General features: G+C 61.4%; 17 protein-coding genes and 1 pseudogene. 15 read left to right on the plus strand and 3 right to left on the minus strand.

The genetic code is table 11. The annotated features are described in order from the left end of the window. The first annotated feature begins 111 nt into the window (after positions 1-111). Positions 112-918: a hypothetical protein gene (locus tag ACQ4W0_RS09180; RefSeq protein ID WP_436576448.1), complete on the plus strand. Its 807-nt coding sequence runs from the start codon at positions 112-114 to the stop codon at positions 916-918. Positions 919-988: 70 nt separating this feature from the next. Here ACQ4W0_RS09180 and yihA read toward each other — a convergent pair whose 3' ends face one another. Next, a complete protein-coding gene (gene yihA, locus ACQ4W0_RS09185; protein WP_071079761.1) occupies positions 989-1732 on the minus strand; it encodes a ribosome biogenesis GTP-binding protein YihA/YsxC in 744 nt (247 codons plus the stop codon). Between the two features lie 186 nt (positions 1733-1918). Here yihA and ACQ4W0_RS09190 point away from each other — a divergent pair, with 186 nt between their 5' ends. The 5 genes from ACQ4W0_RS09190 (at position 1919) to msrQ (ending at position 7784) form a co-directional block, all read left to right on the plus strand. Next, the gene (locus ACQ4W0_RS09190; protein ID WP_436576449.1) at positions 1919-2590 is read left to right on the plus strand and encodes a c-type cytochrome; all 672 of its coding nucleotides are present in this window, start codon (positions 1919-1921) and stop codon (positions 2588-2590) included. 184 nt (positions 2591-2774) lie between these two features. Further along, a complete protein-coding gene (locus ACQ4W0_RS09195; protein WP_436576450.1) occupies positions 2775-4871 on the plus strand; it encodes a cytochrome c biogenesis protein ResB in 2097 nt (698 codons plus the stop codon). A gap of 48 nt (positions 4872-4919) precedes the next feature. Continuing rightward, on the plus strand, positions 4920-6071 hold the full coding sequence (gene ccsB / locus ACQ4W0_RS09200) for a c-type cytochrome biogenesis protein CcsB (protein ID WP_436576451.1): 1152 nt from the start codon (positions 4920-4922) through the stop codon (positions 6069-6071). Positions 6072-6143: 72 nt separating this feature from the next. Further along, positions 6144-7121 carry a protein-methionine-sulfoxide reductase catalytic subunit MsrP gene (msrP, locus tag ACQ4W0_RS09205; RefSeq protein WP_436576452.1) on the plus strand — a complete coding sequence of 326 codons (978 nt, stop codon included), beginning with the start codon at positions 6144-6146 and terminating at the stop codon, positions 7119-7121. Positions 7122-7130: 9 nt separating this feature from the next. Then, entirely contained in the window at positions 7131-7784 is a 654-nt protein-coding gene (msrQ, locus tag ACQ4W0_RS09210; RefSeq protein ID WP_436576453.1) for a protein-methionine-sulfoxide reductase heme-binding subunit MsrQ, read from the plus strand. On the opposite strand, the gene lptM is transcribed toward msrQ, so the two are convergent. Next, positions 7781-7963 (minus strand): LPS translocon maturation chaperone LptM, encoded by a 183-nt coding sequence (gene lptM, locus ACQ4W0_RS09215; RefSeq protein ID WP_034778304.1) that lies wholly within the window; start codon positions 7961-7963, stop codon positions 7781-7783. The genes msrQ and lptM overlap by 4 nt on opposite strands. Positions 7964-8003: 40 nt before the next feature. Between lptM and cyaY the strand changes: the two genes are divergently transcribed. After that, entirely contained in the window at positions 8004-8333 is a 330-nt protein-coding gene (gene cyaY / locus ACQ4W0_RS09220) for an iron donor protein CyaY (protein ID WP_436576454.1), read from the plus strand. Positions 8334-8399: 66 nt separating this feature from the next. Here cyaY and ACQ4W0_RS09225 read toward each other — a convergent pair whose 3' ends face one another. After that, a complete protein-coding gene (locus ACQ4W0_RS09225) occupies positions 8400-10745 on the minus strand; it encodes a penicillin-binding protein 1A (protein ID WP_436576455.1) in 2346 nt (781 codons plus the stop codon). Between the two features lie 292 nt (positions 10746-11037). Here ACQ4W0_RS09225 and pilM point away from each other — a divergent pair, with 292 nt between their 5' ends. From pilM to dsrO, 8 genes and pseudogenes are all read left to right on the plus strand, one after another. Next, positions 11038-11679, plus strand: a complete 642-nt coding sequence (pilM, locus tag ACQ4W0_RS09230; RefSeq protein ID WP_436576456.1) for a pilus assembly protein PilM — start codon at positions 11038-11040, stop codon at positions 11677-11679. 71 nt (positions 11680-11750) lie between these two features. Further along, positions 11751-12248 (plus strand): PilN domain-containing protein, encoded by a 498-nt coding sequence (locus tag ACQ4W0_RS09235; protein WP_436576457.1) that lies wholly within the window; start codon positions 11751-11753, stop codon positions 12246-12248. Between the two features lie 15 nt (positions 12249-12263). Continuing rightward, on the plus strand, positions 12264-13298 hold the full coding sequence (locus ACQ4W0_RS09240; protein WP_436576458.1) for a pilus assembly protein PilP: 1035 nt from the start codon (positions 12264-12266) through the stop codon (positions 13296-13298). A 98-nt stretch (positions 13299-13396) separates the two neighbouring features. Beyond that, positions 13397-14722, plus strand: a pseudogene (locus tag ACQ4W0_RS09245) (type IV pilus secretin PilQ); the annotation flags it as partial. Between the two features lie 46 nt (positions 14723-14768). Continuing rightward, positions 14769-17015: an Ig-like domain-containing protein gene (locus ACQ4W0_RS09250; protein WP_436576459.1), complete on the plus strand. Its 2247-nt coding sequence runs from the start codon at positions 14769-14771 to the stop codon at positions 17013-17015. 39 nt (positions 17016-17054) lie between these two features. Then, entirely contained in the window at positions 17055-18680 is a 1626-nt protein-coding gene (gene aroKB, locus ACQ4W0_RS09255) for a bifunctional shikimate kinase/3-dehydroquinate synthase AroKB (protein WP_436576460.1), read from the plus strand. Then, on the plus strand, positions 18677-19813 hold the full coding sequence (locus tag ACQ4W0_RS09260; RefSeq protein WP_436576461.1) for a deoxyguanosinetriphosphate triphosphohydrolase: 1137 nt from the start codon (positions 18677-18679) through the stop codon (positions 19811-19813). The genes aroKB and ACQ4W0_RS09260 overlap by 4 nt, the downstream gene beginning before the upstream one ends. A 142-nt stretch (positions 19814-19955) precedes the next feature. Then, on the plus strand, positions 19956-20666 hold the full coding sequence (dsrO, locus tag ACQ4W0_RS09265; RefSeq protein ID WP_071079747.1) for a sulfate reduction electron transfer complex DsrMKJOP subunit DsrO: 711 nt from the start codon (positions 19956-19958) through the stop codon (positions 20664-20666). Positions 20667-20668 lie beyond the last annotated feature (2 nt).

Raw genomic sequence — 20668 nt, forward strand, 5'->3', positions numbered from 1 at the left:
CGATTCATTTTGCATGACACGACCCATTTGTTGGCTGCCGATTCCGACGTTTGCCCCACCTGCGGGCAAGTGATCCAGCCACCACCGGCCTACGGGTCCAGGACCAGCACCATGCGCAAGGTTGTGCTGGGCGTGTCCGTCTTGCTGCACGTGCTGCTGGCGGCGTATGCCCTGTTGCGCAGCGACAAGATTGAAAAGATTCCGCCGCCGAAGAAGGAAAGCGCGATGGTCTACATCGCGCCGCTGAAAGACAAGCCGCAACCGAAGCCGCAGCCGAAACCAACGCCGAAACCGAAGGACACGAAAGTGGCCAAGGTAAAACCGCCGCCGGCCCCGAGCAAGCGCGTGGTCACAAAAGACGTGCCGCGCGACAAGCCGAAACTGGAGACGTACACGCCGCCGCTGGTGTCGAAAGTGCCATTGCCGCCGCCGCCGGCCGAAGACATGAGCTCGATGATCGAGCAGCGCCGCAAGCAGCGCCAGGCGCAAAATCCTGCGCCGCCGGCCGAGGAAAGCGAGAACGACCGCGCCATGCGCGTGGCCAAGGCGAATATCGCCGGCGCGCAGGGACGCAATTCCGGCAGTGACCGCGAGGATTCTGGTGGCGTGTTTTCCATCGTCAACCAGACCTCCTTCAGTGCAGAAGTCAAGTTCAAGGGCTGGAATGGCAACTTCAAGCGCAATTGGCTGAAGCAGGAAAAAGTCGAACTGGGCAATGAACCGGATATCGAATCGGCCATCATCAAGAAGATGATCCAGCTGATCCGTGCTGAAAAGCCGGGCGATTTCGTCTGGGAATCGCGGCGCCTGGGGCGCAACGTCAACCTCAGCGCCCGCGTGGAAGACACGGCCGAGCTGACTGCCTTCCTGCGCCAGGAATTCTTTTCGGAGAAGCGGCCAGGGCCGGGACGGCGCTAGGAACTCGCTGCAATAAAAAAGGCTGCACCGTGTGAACGGGCAGCCTCTTTTTACGCAGTGTTGATCTTGATCAAGCCGGTTTGTCGGTTCCCGCTTCCGGTTCGACGTCGTCTTCCATGTCGATCAGTTCGACCATCTGGGCCGCGCCGTCTTCGCTGATGCCGGCCAGTTCCATGATCTTGTCATTGGCTTCGTCGATGCCGACGCGCTTGAGAGCCGAGAACAGTTGTACGGTGAACGGGAAGCCGACGCCGTCTTCATCTACATAGCTGTCGAGCTTGGCTTTCGCCTGGCGCAGCGCGTTGACCGATTCATTGCGGTTCAGCTTATCGACTTTCGTCAGTATGCAGTGGATAGGCTTCCCCGTGGGGGCGAACCATTCCAGCATCTGGACGTCCAGGTCGGTGAACGGGCGGCGCGAATCCATGATCAGGACCAGGCCTGCCAATTGCTCGCGGCGCTGCACGTAGTCGCCCAGCAGGCGCTGCCAGTGCAATTTGGCCGATCCCGAGACTTCCGCGTAGCCGTAGCCGGGCAAGTCGACCAGCAGGCATTCGATCTCTTCGACGATGGTGGCATCCTTGCGGTGCTGCGCCACGTGGGCGCCGCCGATGGAGAAGTAGTTGATGTGCTGGGTACGGCCAGGTGTCTTGGAGGCGAACGCCAAGCCTTTCTGATTACACAAGATGTTGATGGCGGTCGATTTACCGGCATTGGAGCGGCCGGCAAAAGCGATTTCCGGCACCGTGGTATCGGGCAGGTCACGCAATTGGTTGACGGTCGTAAAGAAGCGGGCTTGCCAGAGTTTTGACATGGGAGTAGTAAAGCAACAAAATGGAGCGATAAGGGAGCGATAACGCCAAGAAGCTATTGTACAATAAGGGATTGTTAATTGTTGCCGGCGTAGCAGCGATGCGGCTTGCGGCCCTGAAAATAAAGCAAAAATCTCAGGAGCGCGGCAATGTCCACCACTAATTTCTCACTGTCTCAGGGTGCCTGAATGAATCGTGCGTTTTCACCGTTTGTCCAATCCATGCTGCTCGCTTTGCTGGCTGTATCGGCAACTGCTTCCGCGGTCGAAGCACCGAAACCGGCCGTCAAGGCCGATGCCGCCAAGGGCGCCACCCTGTATGCCGATGGAGATATGGCGCGCGGCTTGCCTGCCTGCGTGTCTTGCCATGGCGCGGCCGGCAATTCGACCATCACGGTCAACCCGAAGCTGGCCGGCCAGCACGAAAGCTATATTTACAAGCAACTGGTCGACTTCACCACGCCGGAGCGCAATCAGCCCGTCATGACGACCTATGCCAAGATGCTCAGCGACGCTGACAAGAAGAATATTGCCGCCTACCTGGGCGCGCAGCTGTCCAAGCCGGGCGCCGCGAAAAACAAGGATACGATTGACCTGGGCAAGAAAATCTACCGTGGTGGCATTGCTTCCAAGCAAATCGCCGCCTGCGCCAGCTGTCATGGCGCGACGGGCAATGGCATTCCCGTCCAGTATCCGCGCATCGCCGGCCAGCACCAGGATTACACGGTGGCCCAGCTGGCCATGTTCCGCAGCACCAAGGCCGACGCCCGCAAGAACAGTGCGCAAATGCACACCATCGCCGCCCGCATGTCGGATGACGAAATCGCCGCCGTGGCCGACTATATCGCCGGCCTGAAGTAAGTTTTCATAGTGGCAAGAGATTGCCAGGCGCACCAGCGCGCATGAACAAGGGCGGCCGTCTCAAACAGGCTGCCCTTTTTCATGGCAGGGCCAAACAGGAGTATGCTGCCGCCTTGCGCGCAGACATATCCTGTGCTCCTTGCCACTTTCCTCAAGATTGCATATCCAGTATGAGTATCAACGTATGAGCACAGGCACGACCGGAATCGAGTTAAAGACCCAACGCCGCAGCCTGGCTGAATTCGTCGAGCTGGTCTCGTCGATGCGCTTTGCCATCAGCTTGCTGACCCTGATCGCTGTCGCCTCCATCATCGGCACCGTGCTCAAGCAGAACGAACCCATGCCCAATTATGTGAACCAGTTCGGTCCGTTCTGGTTCGCCGTCTTCGACAAGCTGAGCCTGTATTCCGTGTATTCGGCCTGGTGGTTCCTGGTGATCATGGGTTTCCTGGTCGCCTCGACCTCGCTGTGCATCGTGCGCAATGCGCCGAAGATGCTCAAGGACATGCGCAGCTGGCGCGACAATGTGCGCGAGCAATCCTTGCGCAATTTCCATCACAAGATGGAATGGCAGGCGCCGCTGCCGCGCGCCGTACTGGCACAGCAGATGGTGATGCGCCTGAAAGACAGCGGCTATGCGGCCAAGGTGGTCGAGAAGGACAACGCCACCCTGGTAGCGGCCAAGCGGGGCGCGGCCAATAAATGGGGCTATATCTTTGCCCACGGCGCCATCGTCATCATCTGTGTGGGCGGCTTGCTCGACTCCGAAATGCCGATCCGCGTACAGCAATGGTTCTTTGGCAAGACGCCGTTTTCCGGCAGCGGCGTGATTGCCGACATTCCTGCCCAGCACCGTTTGAGCCTGTCGAATCCTACTTTCCGCGGCAACACCATGATCCCGGAAGGCTCATCGAGCAACACGGCCATCATTCCCCAGGCCGATGGCGTGCTGATCCAGGATCTGCCCATCACCATCCTGCTGAAAAAATTCCACATCGATTTCTACAGCACGGGCATGCCCAAGCTGTTTGCCAGCGATGTCGTCATCACCGACCATGTCACGGGTGAAAGTTTCCCAGCAACCATCAAAGTCAACCAGCCGCTGCTCTACAAGGGCCTGGCCCTGTACCAGTCCAGCTTTGAGGATGGCGGCAGCAAGCTCAAGTTGACGGGTTTCCCCATGACGGGCAAGACGACGAAACGCTTCGATATCGGTGGCGAAGTGGGTGGCAGTACGCCGCTCGAGCGCAGCGATGGCAATTCCTACACGGTGGAATGGTCGGCTTTCCGTCCGTTTAATGTGGAAAACCTCAGCGCCGGCCAGGATGTGCGCGCCGTCAGCAAGGCGGAAAGTTTCAACGAAAAATTTGCCGTCGGCCTGGACAAGCGCCTAGGCTCGGCCGCGAAGAATGCGAATAACAAGGATCTCAAGAACGTGGGTCCTTCGGTGCAATACAAATTGCGCGACAAGACGGGCCAGGCGCGCGAATACCAGAACTACATGCAGCCTGTCACCGTGGACGGTACGACGGTGTTCCTGGCCGGCATGCGCGTCAACCCCAGCGACCCGTTCAGCTATCTGCGCATTCCCGTCGATGACAATTACAGCGTGACCGAGTGGATGCGTTTGCGTGCCGCGCTGCAAGATCCGGCGCTGCGCCAGCAGGCCGCTGCGCGCTATGCGGCCCGCGCCATGCCCCAGCCGGGCGCGGAAGCCCTGCGCGGCCAGTTGCAGGAATCGGCGGCGAAAAGCTTGGGCATTTTTGCCGGCAATGGGCAAGAGGGCGGTTTCCTGGCCATTTCGCGTTTCCTGGAGAAAATTCCTGCCGCCGAGCAAGAAAAAGCGGCCGATATCTTCATGAAAATCTTGAATGGCAGCCTGTGGGACTTGTGGCAGGCGGCGCGCGCCCAGGATGGCTTGAAAGCCATCGAGGCCGATGACAAGCACGGCCGCTTCCTGCAGCTGGCCACGAATGCGCTGTCCGACAGCTTCTTCTATGGCGCGCCCGTGTATCTGCAGCTGGACGAGTTCACGGAAATCAAGGCGTCCGTGCTGCAAGTGACGCGTTCGCCGGGCAAGAGTGTGGTGTACCTCGGTTGCCTGTTCCTCGTGATCGGCGTGTTTTCCATGTTTTATATCCGCGAGCGCCGCCTGTGGGTGTGGATCAAGGATGGCGAAGGCGGCAGCGAGGCCCTGATGGCCATGAGCACGCAACGCAAGACGCTGGATTTTGAAAAAGAATTTGAGACTTTGAAGGCAAAGCTGCCGCAATCGGCGTAAGCTGCGCTGTGTCTGGGGCGCTTGCGCGTCGCCGGGAATGGAGAAAATATGGAATTGGCAAACAAGCAAATATATACGCAGGAACCAGGATTTTTCAAGCGCCTGAGCCTGATCGATTGGCTGTACGGCGCCGGCTTGCTGGCCGCCTCCCTGTTCGGCCTGATGCGCTTTGGCGCCTTCATGGATATCTATGAAAAGGCTATCCTGCTGGCAGCGGCGCCCACGTTTGCTTGGCTGGGCTGGTACTGGAAGCCCGTGCGCTGGCTGATCCCGCTGGCGGCCGTGCTGTCGCTGTTCGCCATTGAGCTGTACGCCGGCCATCTGGAGATGGCGAACCAGAAATTCTTCCTGAAATACATCTTGTCGAGCCAATCCGCCATCCTGTGGATGGGCACCCTGTTCGTGCTGTCCACGCTGTTCTACTGGATCGGCCTGGTGGCGCGCTCGGAATTCGGCTCGTCCGTCGGCTCCCTGCTGTGCTGGGCCGGCGTGGTGCTGGGCCTGACGGGCATGCTGGTGCGCTGGTACGAGTCTTACCTGATCGGCGCTGACGTGGGCCATATTCCCGTGTCGAACCTGTATGAAGTATTCATCCTGTTTTCCTTAATCACGGCCATGTTCTACCTGTACTACGAGCAGCATTATGCGACGCGCCAACTGGGCGCCTTTGTCATGCTGGTCATTTCGGCGGCCGTGGTGTTCCTGATGTGGTACACGGTCACGCGCGACGCGGCCGAAATCCAGCCGCTGGTGCCGGCCCTGCAAAGCTGGTGGATGAAGATCCACGTGCCGGCCAACTTCATCGGCTACGGCACGTTCGCCCTGTCGGCCATGGTGGCGGCGGCGTATCTGCTCAAATCGAGCGGCTACCTGGTCGACCGCCTGCCATCGCTGGAAGTGCTCGACGACGTCATGTACAAGGCCATTTCCGTGGGCTTTGCTTTCTTCACGGTAGCGACCATCCTGGGCGCCCTGTGGGCGGCCGAAGCGTGGGGCGGTTACTGGTCGTGGGACCCGAAAGAAACCTGGGCGCTGATCGTCTGGCTCAACTATGCAGCCTGGCTGCACATGCGATTGATGACGGGCTTGCGCGGCCGTGTCGCCGCCTGGTGGGCGCTGGTGGGCTTGCTGGTGACGACGTTTGCGTTTTTAGGCGTCAACATGTTCCTTTCCGGTTTGCATTCTTACGGTAAACTTTAATGACAGAAGCGTCATGAACGGCCCGGGAAAACTGGTGTAAGGTACAAATAATCACCTTTTCCCGGAGCCGCCATGTTGATCAAGCGCAGTCCCAACGGCATTGAGTTGCCGTATTCTTCCGAAATTACGCCGCGCGCCGTGTTTGAATCGCGCCGCAGCTTCATCAAGCAAGTGGCGCTGGGCTCGATGTCCAGTGCGGCCTTGCTGGAAATGGCCAGCCGCGAAGCGTTCGCGCAAGGCACCAATCCCAAACTGGCAGCCAAGCTCAATCCTGCCTACTCGGCGCTGGAAAAGCAGACGGCCTATAAAGACGCCACCACCTACAACAATTTCTACGAATTCGGCACGGACAAGAGCGAACCCGCACAAAACGCGGGCACCTTGCGCACGCGGCCGTGGACGGTCAGCATCGAAGGCGAAGTGAAAAAGCCGATGACGCTCGATCTCGATGCGCTGCTGAAGCTGGCGCCGCTGGAAGAGCGCGTGTACCGGCTGCGCTGCGTGGAAGGCTGGTCGATGGTGATTCCGTGGATTGGTTATTCCTTCTCGGAAATCATCAAGAAGGTCGAGCCGACGGGCAATGCCAAGTATGTGGAATTCATCACCCTGGCCGACAAGAAGCAAATGCCGGGCGTGGGCAGCCGCGTGCTGCAGTGGCCCTATACGGAAGGCTTGCGCATCGATGAAGCGAATCATCCGCTGGCGCTGCTGACCCTGGGCATGTATGGGGAAACCTTGCCGAACCAGAACGGCGCGCCCGTCCGCATGGTGTTGCCTTGGAAGTATGGTTTCAAGTCCGCCAAATCCATCGTCAAGATCCGTTTCGTCAAGGAGCCGCCGCGCACTTCCTGGAACCTGTCGGCCCCGTCCGAATACGGTTTTTATTCGAATGTGAACCCGAACGTCGATCATCCGCGCTGGTCGCAGGCTTCCGAGCGGCGCATCGGCGAAGACGGCTTTCTCACGCGCAAGCGCAAGACCCTGATGTTCAATGGCTACAACGATGTCGCTTCCTTGTACGCGGGCATGGATCTGAAGAAGTTCTTTTAAGGAAAAACCATGGCCCTCAACCCCACGCCGAGACAATTGTCGCTATTCAAAAGCCTGGTTTTTCTGCTGGCGCTGCTGCCGTTTGCGCGCATGGTCTGGCTGACGTACACGGGGCAACTGGTGGAGCCGCTGGAATTCATCACGCGCGGCACGGGTGACTGGACCCTGTATTTTCTCTGCATCAGCCTGGCGGTGACGCCCTTGCGGCGCTTCACGCAATGGAATTGGCTGATCAAGCTGCGGCGCATGCTGGGCCTGTTCGCGTTTTTCTACGCGACACTGCACTTCACCACCTTCCTGTGGTTCGATCACTTTTTTGATGTGCAGGAAATGTGGAAGGATGTGCTCAAGCGCCCGTTCATCACGGTGGGCTTCATCGCCTTCGTCTTGCTGATTCCGTTGGCCGTGACGAGCACGAATGGCATGGTCAAGCGCCTCGGGGGCAAGCGCTGGCAGTGGCTGCACCGCTTGATCTATGTCATCGCGCCGCTGGGCATTTTGCACTTCTGGTGGATGAAGGCGGGCAAGCACAATTTCGCGCAACCGATACTGTTTGGCAGTATCGTCGCGCTACTGTTGTTAATTCGTGTTTATTTTGCCTGGAACAAGCGTGTGAAAAGCGCCGGGGCGGCGCATGCCACCACCCCGGTGCGCTCGGCTTAGGTGGCCGGCACGATCACGGGCGGCGGTGGCACCGGTGCCGGCTCGACCGGGCCTTTGGCTGGCGCGCCCTTGGCTGCGGGCGGCTTGGGCAGGTACAGGGGACCGGGCTGGCCGCAGCCGGCCAGGACGCTAGAAACCACAATGGCGGTGCCGATATAAAACGCTGAGGATGACTTCACGATTAGAATCACGGTTTGATTAAGATCTTTGGAGTGTAGCATGAGCGAATCGGAATTCCTGGCCCTGGCCGAAGCCACCCTGACCCAGATCGCGGCGGCGCTGGACCGGCTGAACGATGAAGACGTGCTCGACGTCGAATGCAGCCGCAGCGGCAATGTGCTGGAAATCGAATTCATCGATAACGGCACGAAAATCATCGTCAACAGCCAGGCCCCCATGCGCGAAATGTGGGTGGCCGCGCGCTCGGGCGGTTTTCATTACAAGCGCGTGGGCGACGAGTGGCTCAACACGCGCGACGGCTCGGAACTGTTTGCCGCCCTGTCGGCCATGGCCAGCGAGCAGGCGGGCGCGCCCGTCGTGCTGAAGTAATTGTTTTAGCCGCGCGCAATAAAAAAGGGCAGCCTCTTCAGGCTGCCCTTTTTGCGTCAAACGAACTTAGAAGAGTTCATTCTTGACGGCTTCCTTGGCTTTCTCTTCCTCCGGCGTGCCGCGCGCCGCGCCTTCCAGGCTGCCTACGCCCGTACCAGGTGGATTTTCCGCGTAGTAATACTCGTCGCCCACGTGGATCAGGCCTTCCGGCACGGCGCGCTCCTCGACGGGAATGCTTTTCAGGGCTTTCGCCATGTAACTGATCCAGATCGGCAAGGCCAGGCCGCCGCCCGTTTCCCGGTTACCCAGGTTGCGCGGCTGGTCGTAGCCGATCCAGGCGATGCCCACCAGCTTGGCCTGGTAACCGGCGAACCAGGCGTCGATGGAATCGTTGGTGGTGCCCGTCTTGCCTGCCAGGTCAGGACGCTTCAAGGCCATGGCTTTATTTGCCGTGCCGAAGCGCACGACGTCGTTGAGCATGCTGTTCATCATGAAGGCATTGCGCTCGTCGATGACGCGGTTGGCTTCCTCGCCCGCCAGGTCCGGCTTGGCTTGCGACAGGATATTGCCGTCGCTATCGGTCACCTTGGCGATCAAATACGGGTTGATCTTGTAGCCGCCGTTGGCGAAGACGGCGTACGCGCCCGCCATCTGCAGCGGCGTCACGTTGCCGGCGCCCAGGGCCAGGGTCAGGTACGGCGGGTTCTTGTCTGCATCAAAGCCGAAGCGTGTCGCGTATTCCTGGCCATATTTGGCGCCGATCTTGTGCAGGATACGGATGGAAATCATGTTCTTCGATTTCATCAAGCCCTTGCGCATGGTCATCGGGCCATCGTATTTGCTGTCGTAGTTCTTTGGTTCCCACGCCTGGCCGCCCGTCTGGCCCGCGTCGAACGAGATCGGCGCATCGTTGATGATGGTGGCTGGCGACAGACCCCGTTCCAGCGAGGCGGAATAGATGAAGGGCTTGAAGGCCGAACCGGGCTGGCGCCACGCCTGGGTGACGTGGTTGAACTTGTTGCGGTTGTAATCGAAGCCGCCCACCATGGCGCGGATGGCGCCGTCCTTGGTGCTGGCCGACACAAACGCCGATTGCACTTCCGGCATCTGCGTCAGGACCCAGCTGTTGTTTTCCTGCATGACGCGGATCACGGCGCCGCGCTTGATGCGGCGGTTCGGTGCCGCTTTTTCCGACAGCCAGGCCGCGCCAAAGGTCAGGCCGGGGCCCGTGATCGTGATTTCCTCGCCGGCCGACGTGACGGCCTGCAACGATTTTGGCGACGCCTGCAGCACCATGGCGGCGATGATGTCGTCGCTGTCCGGGTGGTCGGCCAGTTCCGTTTCGATCGCGTCGTCCGCTTCAGCCTTGGTTTTCGGAATCTCGATGTAGGCTTCCGGGCCGCGGTAGCCGTGGCGTTTCTCGTAATCCATTACGCCCTTGCGCAAGGCGATGTAGGCAGCGTCCTGGTCGGCCTTGGTGATGGTGGTGTAGACGTTCAGGCCGCGCGTGTAGGTATCTTCCTTGAATTGCTCGTAGACCAGCTGGCGCGCCATTTCCGATACGTATTCCGCGTGCACGCCAAAGGCGCTGCTGTCGGTTTTTACTTTCAGCTCTTCATTTTTCGCTTCTTCGTACTGCGCCGGCGTGATGTAGCCCAGCTGCGCCATGCGCTGCAGGATGTATTGCTGGCGCATGCGCGCGCGTTTCGGATTGACAACGGGATTGTAGGCCGACGGCGCCTTTGGCAAGCCGGCCAGCATGGCCGCTTCGGCCACGGTGAGGTCCTGGATATTCTTGCCGAAATAGATTTGCGCGGCCGAGGCGAAACCGTAGGCGCGCTGTCCCAGATAAATCTGGTTCATATACACCTCGAGAATCTGGTCCTTGCTGAGGTTTTTCTCGATTTTCCAGGCCAGCAAGACTTCATACGCCTTGCGCTTCAAGGTCTGTTCGCTGGACAGGAAGAAGTTGCGCGCCACCTGCTGCGTGATGGTCGAGGCGCCTTGCTTGGCGCCGCCCGTCAGGTTGTGCAGGGCCGCGCGGGTGATGCCCAGATAGTCGACACCGCCATGTTCATAGAAGCGGTCATCTTCGATGGCCAGCACGGCTTTCTTCATGACATCGGGAATATCCTTGATGTGCACCATGTTGCGCCGTTCTTCACCGAACTCGCCGATCAGCACACTGTCGGACGTGAACACGCGCAGCGGCATTTTCGGCTTGTAATCGGTCAAGGTATCGAGCGCCGGCAGGTTCGGATAGGCCATGGCCAGGCCAAAAACCACCAGCAAGACGCCGACGATGCCCAGGCCCAGCAGCGATACCAGCGCCATCAGCAGAAAACGTTTGGGTTTGCTGCCCTTGGTGGGCGGCTTCGAGCCAGCGGAGCCAGCGGTGTTTGAAGATGTCATGCGTCGTATGTCTTTCGGTTAATTATGCCGGTCAATTATAAGCGAGCTTGCCGGGGTGGCAGCGCGCCGTGGCGCTTGCCGGGGGGAGTGTCGACACTTGTCGATACTCTATATAAGCGTGTATTGGCCCGCTGGCAACCAGGATTTGGTAACAATTATTCTGCGCCAGATCATGGCCGGGCCAGATAGGCGCCGCGCGCCGCAGACACCAGCGTGAAATCCATTTACAAGCCAGCGCTGCCAGGACTAGGCTTTCGGATGGCAGGAACCCCTCGCACCGTCACGTTTCTCTATGAAAAACATGTCCATCCGCAGTTTTCTTGGCATCGGCTTGCTGGGCGTCGACATGGCGGACGATGCCGTGCGCGTGGTCGAGTTGAGACGCCGGCGGGGAAAACTGTCGTGCCGGCATTGCGGCAGCGCCGCGCTGGCTGCAGGAGTGATGCTTGAAGGCAATGTCGAAGATCTGCCGGGCCTGACCACCGCCGTGCGCCTGGCATGCCGCAACAGTGGCAGCGCCTGCACCCGCGTGGCGCTGGCCATGCCGGCCACGGCCTTGATCGCGCATGTGATCCGTCTGCAAGCGGGCTTGCCCGAGGAACAACTGGAAATCCTGGTGGAACTGGAGGCGGCGCAATACATGCCGTTTGCGCTGGAAGACGCCAGCCTGGATTTTTACCAGCTGGGACCGGCGCCACTGCTTGCCGGCCAGACGCAGCGGGAGATCGAAGTGCTGCTGGTGGCGGCGCGGCGCGCCAGCGTGCAGCACCGCCTCGATGCGGCTACGGCGGCCGGCTTGACGCCCTTCGTCATGGATAGCGAGGCACTGGCACGCCAGGCGGCCGTTGCACAAGGGGGATGGCAAACCTTGCCGGACAGCGGCCTGGCATTTCAGCTGGCCTGGGGGCTGGCTTTGCACCGGTACGCCCGATGAAGAGCGTGGCGCAAGTGCCATGCATTAACCTCTTGCCGCATCGCCAGGCGGCGCGGCGCAGGCGTATGCAGATGCTGCTGTGGCAACTGGCCGGTGGGGCGCTGCTGGGTTTGCTGCTGGTGCTGGCGGCGGGCGCCTGGCTGCAACAGCAACTCGACGCGCAGCTGCGCCGTCAGGAGGGCTGGCGCAATGCCATGCAGCAAGTCAATGCCATCCTTGTCACCGGCAAGCGGGTGCAGGGCGAGACGGCGGAGCTGGTGCTGCGCCAGCAGGCCATTGCCAGTTTGCAAGAACAACGCAATGCCTGGGTGCGCATGCTGGACGCGCTGGCGCGAGCGATGCCAGCCGGTGTGGCCTTGCACAGTGTGCGCCAGGAATCGGCGATGGTGCGCTTGCAAGGACACGCGGTCTCGCAGGAACAAGTGGCGGCATTGCTGCAGGCGCTGGAGCAGGCCGCTCCCTGGTCGCGGCCGGAATTGGTGGAAGTGCGGCTGGAAGTGCGCGGCGCGGCCGACGGCGCGGTGGAATGGACGATACGGCTGGCTTTGGCCAGCGCCAGAGTACCCTAGCCCTGGAGGTTGATCATGCTGAGCTTGAAGACCGCGTCGCAGTGGTCGCTACCGGTGCGCCTCGCTTGCGCTGCCCTGTCTGCCATACTGGTGGCCGCCCTGCTGCATGCCGCCTGGCTGGATGGCATGATGGCTGCCGTGCAGGCGGCGCAAAGGGAAGAAGGCCGCTTGCGCGCCCAGTATCTGTCGGCGCAGGCCAGGGCCAGCCTGATGCCGCAATGGCGTGCGCAGCAGCGCCAGGCTGGCGCCGAGCTGGCTCTTCTGGAACAGCAGTTGCCCGACCAGCAAGCGATGGCGGTGTTGTTGACGGACATCAACGCCGCAGGCCAGTCGCGCGGTCTGCAGTTCTCACTGTTCAAGCCGGGGGCGGCCCGGCCGCAAGCGCAGTATGTCGCCTTGCCGATCTCCATACAGTTGCGCGGCGGCTATCACGCCATGGGCGCGCTGCTGGCATATCTGGCGCGCTTGCCGCGCATCGTCACGGTGCATGAGCTGGCCTTGACCCTCGGCAAGGATCGTTTGCTGACGCTCGATGCCGTGCTGCAGGCGTATCGCTTGCCCGATGCGGGGGAACGGGCGGTGCAAGCGGCTTTGTCGCCCAAGGCAGGCGCGTCTGCCGCCGCACCGGCATGGCGCCCGCTTGCCGCTGTCGCGCCCTCTCCCTACGAAGCCGCCGCCCTGGCCGATCCTTTTGATGCGTTGCCGGCCGCCGGCGCGCCGGGTCAACGTGGCAGCGTGGCGGGGCCCGACCCGCAGCGTGCGCGCGAACCGCTGGAGAGCGTAGCCTTGCCGGCCATCAGCATGGTCGGTAGCGTGCAACAGGCCGGACGCCTGAGCGCGCTGCTGCTGACGGGCCAGCGTGTGTACCGTGTGGCGGTGGGTCAGTATCTGGGGCCAGACCATGGCCGGGTCACGCGGATCAGCGAACAGGCGCTGCAGTACAAAGAGTTGCTGCCGGACGCGGGCGGCGGGTGGCGCGAACGGCACGGCAGCCTGTCCCTGCAAAAAACGGGTGACGCCAAAGTCGGCGTGCCGGAGGCCACGCCATGAAGCCGTCTGTGTGGATGTGCCCGATATATTGGACCTTGCTGCACGGCGCCGCCCTGGCCGGGGATGAGGCGGTGGTGCAGGTGACGGCGCCGCGCCTGTATGCCGGCGAGAAGATTTCCGTCGATTTCCAGAACGTGGGCGTGCGCGCGGCCCTGCACATCCTGGCCGACGCGTCGGGGCAAAACATCATCGCCAGCGACAGCGTGGCGGGCAACCTGACCCTGCGCCTGCGCGACTTGCCGTGGGACCAGGCGCTCGACGTGCTGCTGCAGGCGAAGGGCCTGGACATGCGGCGCAATGGCAACGTGCTGTGGATCGCGCCGCGCGAGGAAATGCTGGCGCGCGAGAAACTGGAACTGGAGCAGCGCGCGCAGATCGCGGAACTCGAACCTTTGCAGTCGGCCATCTTCCAGCTCAACTACCAGAAGGCGGAAGCGTTCCGCACCGTGTTCGGCCTGGACGCGGGCGAGGGGCGCAGCCGCTTGCTGTCGCGCCGTGGCAGCGTGCTGATCGAGCCGCGCACGAATCAGTTGTTCGTGACCGACGTGCCGGCGCGGCTGGAACAGATCCGTCAGCTGATCGCCAAGACGGATATTCCAACGCGGCAAGTGATGATCGAGGCGCGCATTGTCGAAGCGAACGACAGTTTCAGCCGCAACCTGGGCGCGCGCCTGGGTTTTACGGACCAGCGCCTGGCAGCGGGCCAGGTACCTGGTTTTTCCCTGGGCGGCAGCGGGCGCCGCGCGGCCATCGGCGGCAGCTACCAGGGTGTGGGCGAGGCGACGGGGCAAACGGTGGCCGGTGCCGGCGCCTTCGTGCCGAACACGCAATTCGTCAACTTGCCGGCCGCCAGCATCAACGGCTTGCCGCCGGCCAGCTTCGCCCTGAGCCTGTTTTCGGCGGCCGCCAACCGTTTTCTGAACCTGGAACTGTCCGCGCTGGAGGCGGACGGCAAAGGCAAGATCATTTCCAGCCCCCGCGTAGTAACGGCCGACAAGGTGCTGGCGCTGATCGAGCAGGGCATCGAACTGCCGTACCAGGTAGCCACCAGTAGCGGTGCCACGTCGATCACGTTCCGCAAGGCGAACCTGCGCCTGGAAGTCACGCCGCAGATCACGCCGGACGGCAACGTGGTGCTGGAAGTGGATGTCAACAAGGATAGCGTGGGCCAGGAAACGCGTTCCGGTTTCGCCATCGACACCAAGCACGTGCGCACGCAGGTGATGGTGGAAGATGGTGGCACGGTGGTGCTGGGCGGCATTTATCAGCAGTCCGAACGGGGCACGGACAGCAAGGTGCCGATTCTTGGCGACATCCCCGTGCTCGGTGTTTTTTTCCGCAGCACGGGCCGTAGTCAAGAAAAAACCGAACTGATGGTGTTTATTACGCCGAAAATAGTGGCAGATCGGCCAGCAACACGTTAATGTCACATCTTTGCGTTTAAGTAACAATACAAACGAAAGCGGACTGATGGCGACTAAACAGCATGTATTTTTTGGCTACACTTATTGGTGTCGAGTATCGAATTGGCTGGTCTTGCTGGCGCTGGGCACCTTGCTGGCCGCGTGTGGCGGTGGTGGCGGCGATCCGACCCTGGGCGTCAAGGATGGCGCGAATGCCGGTGTCGGCAGTGTGGTACTGGTTGCTGGCGCAACAACGATTCTTGCATCGGGCGCGGACGGCACGGAAGTCGTGCTGACGGCAGTGGTGAAAAATCCTGGCAATAATGCCATGACAGGACAAACGGTGACCTTCACCGCCAGTTCCGGCACCATCAGCAATACCAACCGCGTGACCGATGCGAATGGCACGGTGACGGAAAAACTCAGCGTGAAAGGCGATGCGAGCCTGCGCGACATCACCCTCAAGGCCAGCAGCGGCGGCGTTGAATCGGCCCCCGTGGTGGTGAAGGTGGTGCCCGTCACCTCCGGCATTGCCACCTTGCTGCTGACGTCTTCCGGCGGCACCCTGGCTTCGTCGGGCGGCACCGCTGTTAACATCATCGCTTTTGTCAAAGATGCCAATAATGCCGTCGTACCCAATGCCAGCGTGACATTCAGCGCCGATTCGGGCGCGCTGGGCGCGACAAAGGTCAGCACCAACGCGCAGGGACAGGCGCTGGTCAGCCTGAATACGGGGGGCGACGCCAGTTTGCGCACGATCAAGGTCGCGGCCAGCGCAGGTGCGCAGACGGCCAGTACGGACATCGGCGTCAGCGGCACCCGGCTGGTTATCAGTGCCTTTTCGACGGTGAACCTGAAGACGAGTACCGACATGGTGGTCAAACTGGTCGATTCCAGCGGCAATCCCCTCATCGGCAAGCCCGTGACATTCAGCGCCCTGAGCAATGCCCTCACGGTCAAAGGTGGCGGCGCCAGTCCCGCGTTGACCGACAATAACGGCCAACTGGTGTTGAGCTACAACGCCCAATCTGGCAGCAGCGACAGCATCAGCGTCAAGGCGCAGGGTGACAGTGTCGTGTTGCCTATTGCAATCAATGCATCGAACTTCACGATCAATGCCGTGTCGGGCGGCAACGTTGCCTTGACTAGCCTGAATACGAATACCTGTTATGGCGTGATGGTGCATAGCGATGTGGCTGGCGTGCCACAAACGGGCAGTGTGCGTTTCAGCACCTCGCGCGGCGCCATGTACCAGGACGCCGCCTGCGGCACGCCGTTGCAGGGGCCGCTGACGCTGGTGGGCGGCAATGCCATCGCCTACGTACAGGCCAGTGGTGCCGGCCTGACCGCCCTCACGGCAAAATACGAAGGCAGCGGCGTCTCGGTGCAGTCGGAAGTGGAGTTTGTCGCGCCATTGACCGCCCAGGCAACAATCAGCCTGCAAGCCGACCCGGCGGTCATCGGCGCCAATACTGCTGGCAGCACGGCGCAGCGCAGCGCCTTGCGCGCCATCGTACGGGATGGCACGGTGGAAAATAACCTGGTCAAGAATGCACAGGTGAGCTTCTCCATCCAGGCCGATGCCAGCAATGGTTCCCTGAGTTCGCCTTCGCTGGTCACCACCGACAGCGATGGCGTGGCCACGGTCAGCTATATCGCGGGGCAGGGCACCACCGGTGTCGATGGCGTCGTTGTCAAGGCGCAACTGCAGGGCGTGTCGAGCAGTGCCGCTACGGTCAAGCTGACGGTGACGAAAAAATCGCTGTTTATCAGTGCCGGCAGCGGCAACGCGCTCGACGCTTCCGACAGCAGCACCTATCGCAAGACGTACAGCGTGTTTGTGACAGATGCCGCCGGTAACCCCGTGCCTGACGTGATCATCACGGCCGCCGCCTGGCCCCGCTATTATTACAAGGGTTATTTGCAATATTCGCTGGCTGCCACTTCGTGGATTGTTGTGAGGACAGCGAACGCGTGTGAGAATGAAGACAGGGATCGCAGTGGCGCCTTCAATCCGAATAACGATATCAACCTCAATGGCCGTCTCGACCCGGGTATTCCGCTCAATCTGTCGACCGGCGGCAAGACCGACAGCTCGGGAACGGCGACCGTCACCCTGACTTATCCGCGCGACAGGGCCAACTGGCTGGACGTCGAATTGACGATTCGTGGCAATAGTTCCGGGACGGAGGCAACTTATGTCGGTTACACTTTGCTTCCGGGGCTCAATACGGACTTCAATCGTCCGGATACGGCACCGCCTGGCGTTGTCAGTCCATATGGGCAGGCCACTGAATGTCGTAATCCAAATTAACTGTCGCAGCAAATGCAAAATCTGTTTTTAGTAGGCCTCATGGGCGCAGGCAAAACCACGATCGGGCGCATCCTGGCCCGCAAGCTGGGCTTGCGCTTTGTCGATTCCGACCACGAAATCGAGGCACGCACGGGAGCGACCATCCCGTGGATCTTTGAAATCGAGGGGGAAGCGAGCTTTCGCCGGCGCGAGGCCGAAGTCATCCGCGACCTGAGCGCCCAGGAAGGCATCGTCATGGCCACGGGCGGCGGCGCCATCCTCAACGCCGACAGCCGCGCCTACCTGAAGGAGCGGGGCACGGTCGTGTACCTGCGCGCCAGCGTCAGCAACATCCTGGCGCGCACCAGCCACGACAAGAACCGCCCCCTGCTGCAGACGGCCGACCCGCGCCGCAAGCTGGAAGAATTGACGTCACAGCGCGAGCCCCACTACATGGAAGTGGCCGACATTGTGATCGACACGGGCCGTCCTAACGTACAATCGATGGTTCAGACCATCCTGATGCAGCTGGCCAGCCTCGAATGCGAGGCTTCGCCCAACTGCGTCATTCATGCAGAGCCTTCGATGAACGAGCAATCCAAAATGTTGTTGAGCGTAGACCTCGACGAGCGCAGTTATCCGATCGCCATCGGTCCCGGCCTGCTGGCCGACGCCGATGCGCTGCTGCGCCATATCAGCGGCCACAAGGTGGCCATCGTCACCAATACCACCGTCGCCCCTCTGTACCTGGGCCGACTGCAGGCGGCGCTGGCCAGCGATGGCCGCGAAGTGATCAGCATCGTCCTGCCGGACGGCGAAGAATATAAAAACTGGGCCAGCCTGATGCAGATCTTCGACGCGCTGCTGGCCAATAAATGCGACCGCAAGACCACCCTGGTGGCGCTGGGCGGCGGCGTGATCGGCGACCTGACCGGCTATGCGGCGGCCAGCTACATGCGCGGCATCGGCTTTGTGCAGGTGCCCACCACCTTGCTGGCGCAGGTCGATTCCTCCGTCGGCGGCAAGACGGGCATCAACCACCCGCTGGGCAAGAACATGATCGGCGCCTTCTACCAGCCGCGCGCCGTGATCGCCGACACCTCGACCCTGGAAACCCTGCCGGCGCGCGAGCTGTCGGCCGGCCTTGCCGAAGTGATCAAGCATGGCGCCATCATCGATGCTGCCTTCTTTGACTGGATCGAGGCGAACATGGCCAAGCTGATGGCGCGCGACAAGGGCGCCCTCGCGTATGCGATCGCCCGTTCGTGCGAAATCAAGGCCGACGTGGTGCGCCAGGACGAGCGCGAAGGCGGCTTGCGCGCCATCCTGAATTTCGGCCACACCTTCGGCCACGCCATCGAGGCGGGCCTCGGTTATGGCCACTGGCTGCATGGCGAAGCCGTCGGCTGCGGCATGGTGATGGCGGCCGACCTGTCCTGCCGCATGGGCTATATCGACCAGACAGCCGTGGAGCGCGTGCGCAAGCTCGTCGCCGCCGCCGGCTTGCCGGTCAAGGCGCCGGACCTGGGTGTCGAGCGCTGGCTGGAACTGATGGAAGTGGACAAGAAGAACGAGGGCGGCGCCATCAAGTTCATCCTGTTGAAACCTCTGGGCAGCCCGTGCATCACGTCTGCGCCGCACGAACTGGTGCTGGCCACCCTGGCCGCCGGAGTACAGCAAGCATGACCCCCGAAGACTTCCTCGCCCCGTATGCGGCCCACTCGGCACAGGGGCAGGGACGTCGCTTTGCCGAACCGGCACACGCCTCGCGCAGCCAGTTCCAGCGCGACCGCGACCGCATCATCCATTCCTCGGCCTTCCGCCGTCTCGAATACAAGACTCAGGTTTTCCTCAACCACGAGGGAGACCTGTTCCGCACGCGCCTGACGCACAGCCTGGAAGTGGCGCAGGTGGGCCGCTCCATCGCGCGCAACCTGCGCCTGAACGAAGACCTGGTCGAAGCGATCGCCCTCGCGCATGACCTGGGCCACACGCCATTCGGCCACGTGGGCCAGGACGTGCTCAATGAATGCATGCAGGCGCACGGCGGCTTCGAGCACAACCTGCAAAGCCTGCGCGTGGTCGATACCCTAGAAGAGCACTACGGCGCCTTCGACGGCTTGAACCTGATGTTCGAGACGCGCGAAGGTATTTTGAAACACTGCTCGCTGGCGCATGCGCGCGAACTGGGTCCCGTGGCCCAGCGTTTCATCGACCGCACGCAACCGACGCTGGAAGCGCAGCTGACCAACCTGGCCGATGAAATCGCCTACAACAGCCACGATATCGACGATGGCCTGCGCTCCGGCCTGATCACCATCGCCCAGCTGGAAGAGGTGGAATTCTTCGGCCGTTTGTGGCGCGACGTGCAGCAGGCGTTTCCCGGCCTGTCTGGCCGACGCGCCATCTACGAAACCCTGCGCCGCCTGATCACGGCGCTGGCCGACGATTTGATCGTCACGTCGAATGCCTTGATCCTTGACGCGGCGCCGCGCGACGTCAGCGAAGTGCGCGCCAGTGCCCCGCTGATCCGTTTTTCGGATGCCATGCGCAAGGACGCGACTGACCTGAAACGCTTTTTAAGGGCGAACCTGTACCGCCACTACCAGGTCAACCGCATGCGCGTGAAAGCGAGCCGCATCGTGCGTGAACTGTATGACAGCTTCATGGCCGAACCGGCCCTGCTGCCGCCCGACTATCAACTCAAGGATGGCGACGTGACGCAGCAGGCACGCAAGATCGCCGATTACATCGCCGGCATGACGGACCGCTACGCGATCCGCGAGCACCGTCGTCTGTATTCTCTGGATGAGTTGTAGACCTACTCCGCATTGCCGGTCCTGTCAATTGGCATGATCATCTAGGCTTCCGCACTATCACCCCAATAGCCCCGTAGCACCTTCTTTTCTATCATGGCAGCAAGTCAACAAGGGCTTGCCGCCCATAGTCAAGGAGAGTGTCATGATTGAATCGCGCCGCAGTTTCTTGCGCGCCTTGCCAGCCGTCACCATCGGGGCGGCCATCGCGCCGCTGCCCGGCAAGGCCGCCACCAAGGGTGAAGGCGGGCAGCGCTGGGCGATGGTGGTCGATGTGCAGAAATGTATCGGCTGCCAGGCGTGTACGGTCTCCTGCATCATGGAAAACGCCGTGCCGGAAAACAGCTTCCGCACCGTCGTCTCGACCTATGAAGTGAAGGAAGAGAACCGCTGCGGCACCTACATGCTGCCGCGCCTGTGCAACCACTGCGCCAATCCCCCCTGCATTCCCGTCTGTCCCGTGGGCGCCACCTTCCAGCGCAAGGATGGCGTTGTCGTCGTCGACGGCGACCGCTGCGTGGGCTGCGCCTACTGCGTGCAGGCCTGCCCGTACGACGCGCGTTTCATCAACCATGAAACGGGCAAGGCCGACAAATGCACGTTCTGCGCGCACCGCGTCGACGAAGGCCTGCTGCCGGCCTGCGTGGAAACCTGCGTCGGCGGCGCGCGCATCTTCGGCGACCTGAATGACCCGGAAAGCATGGTGCATCAGCTGCTCACCGAGAACAAGGTGAAAGTGCTCAAGCCCGAACAGGGTACCCAGCCCCATGTGTTTTATCTGGGACTGGACACGCGCTTCGCCGGCCACGTCGAGGGCGAAGCGACACTTTGGCAACCGAGCAAACACGGGAAATAAAC

Origin of the sequence: Janthinobacterium breve (assembly GCF_051380895.1) — a bacterium.
In the GTDB taxonomy this organism is placed as follows: Bacteria; Pseudomonadota; Gammaproteobacteria; order Burkholderiales; family Burkholderiaceae_D; genus Janthinobacterium.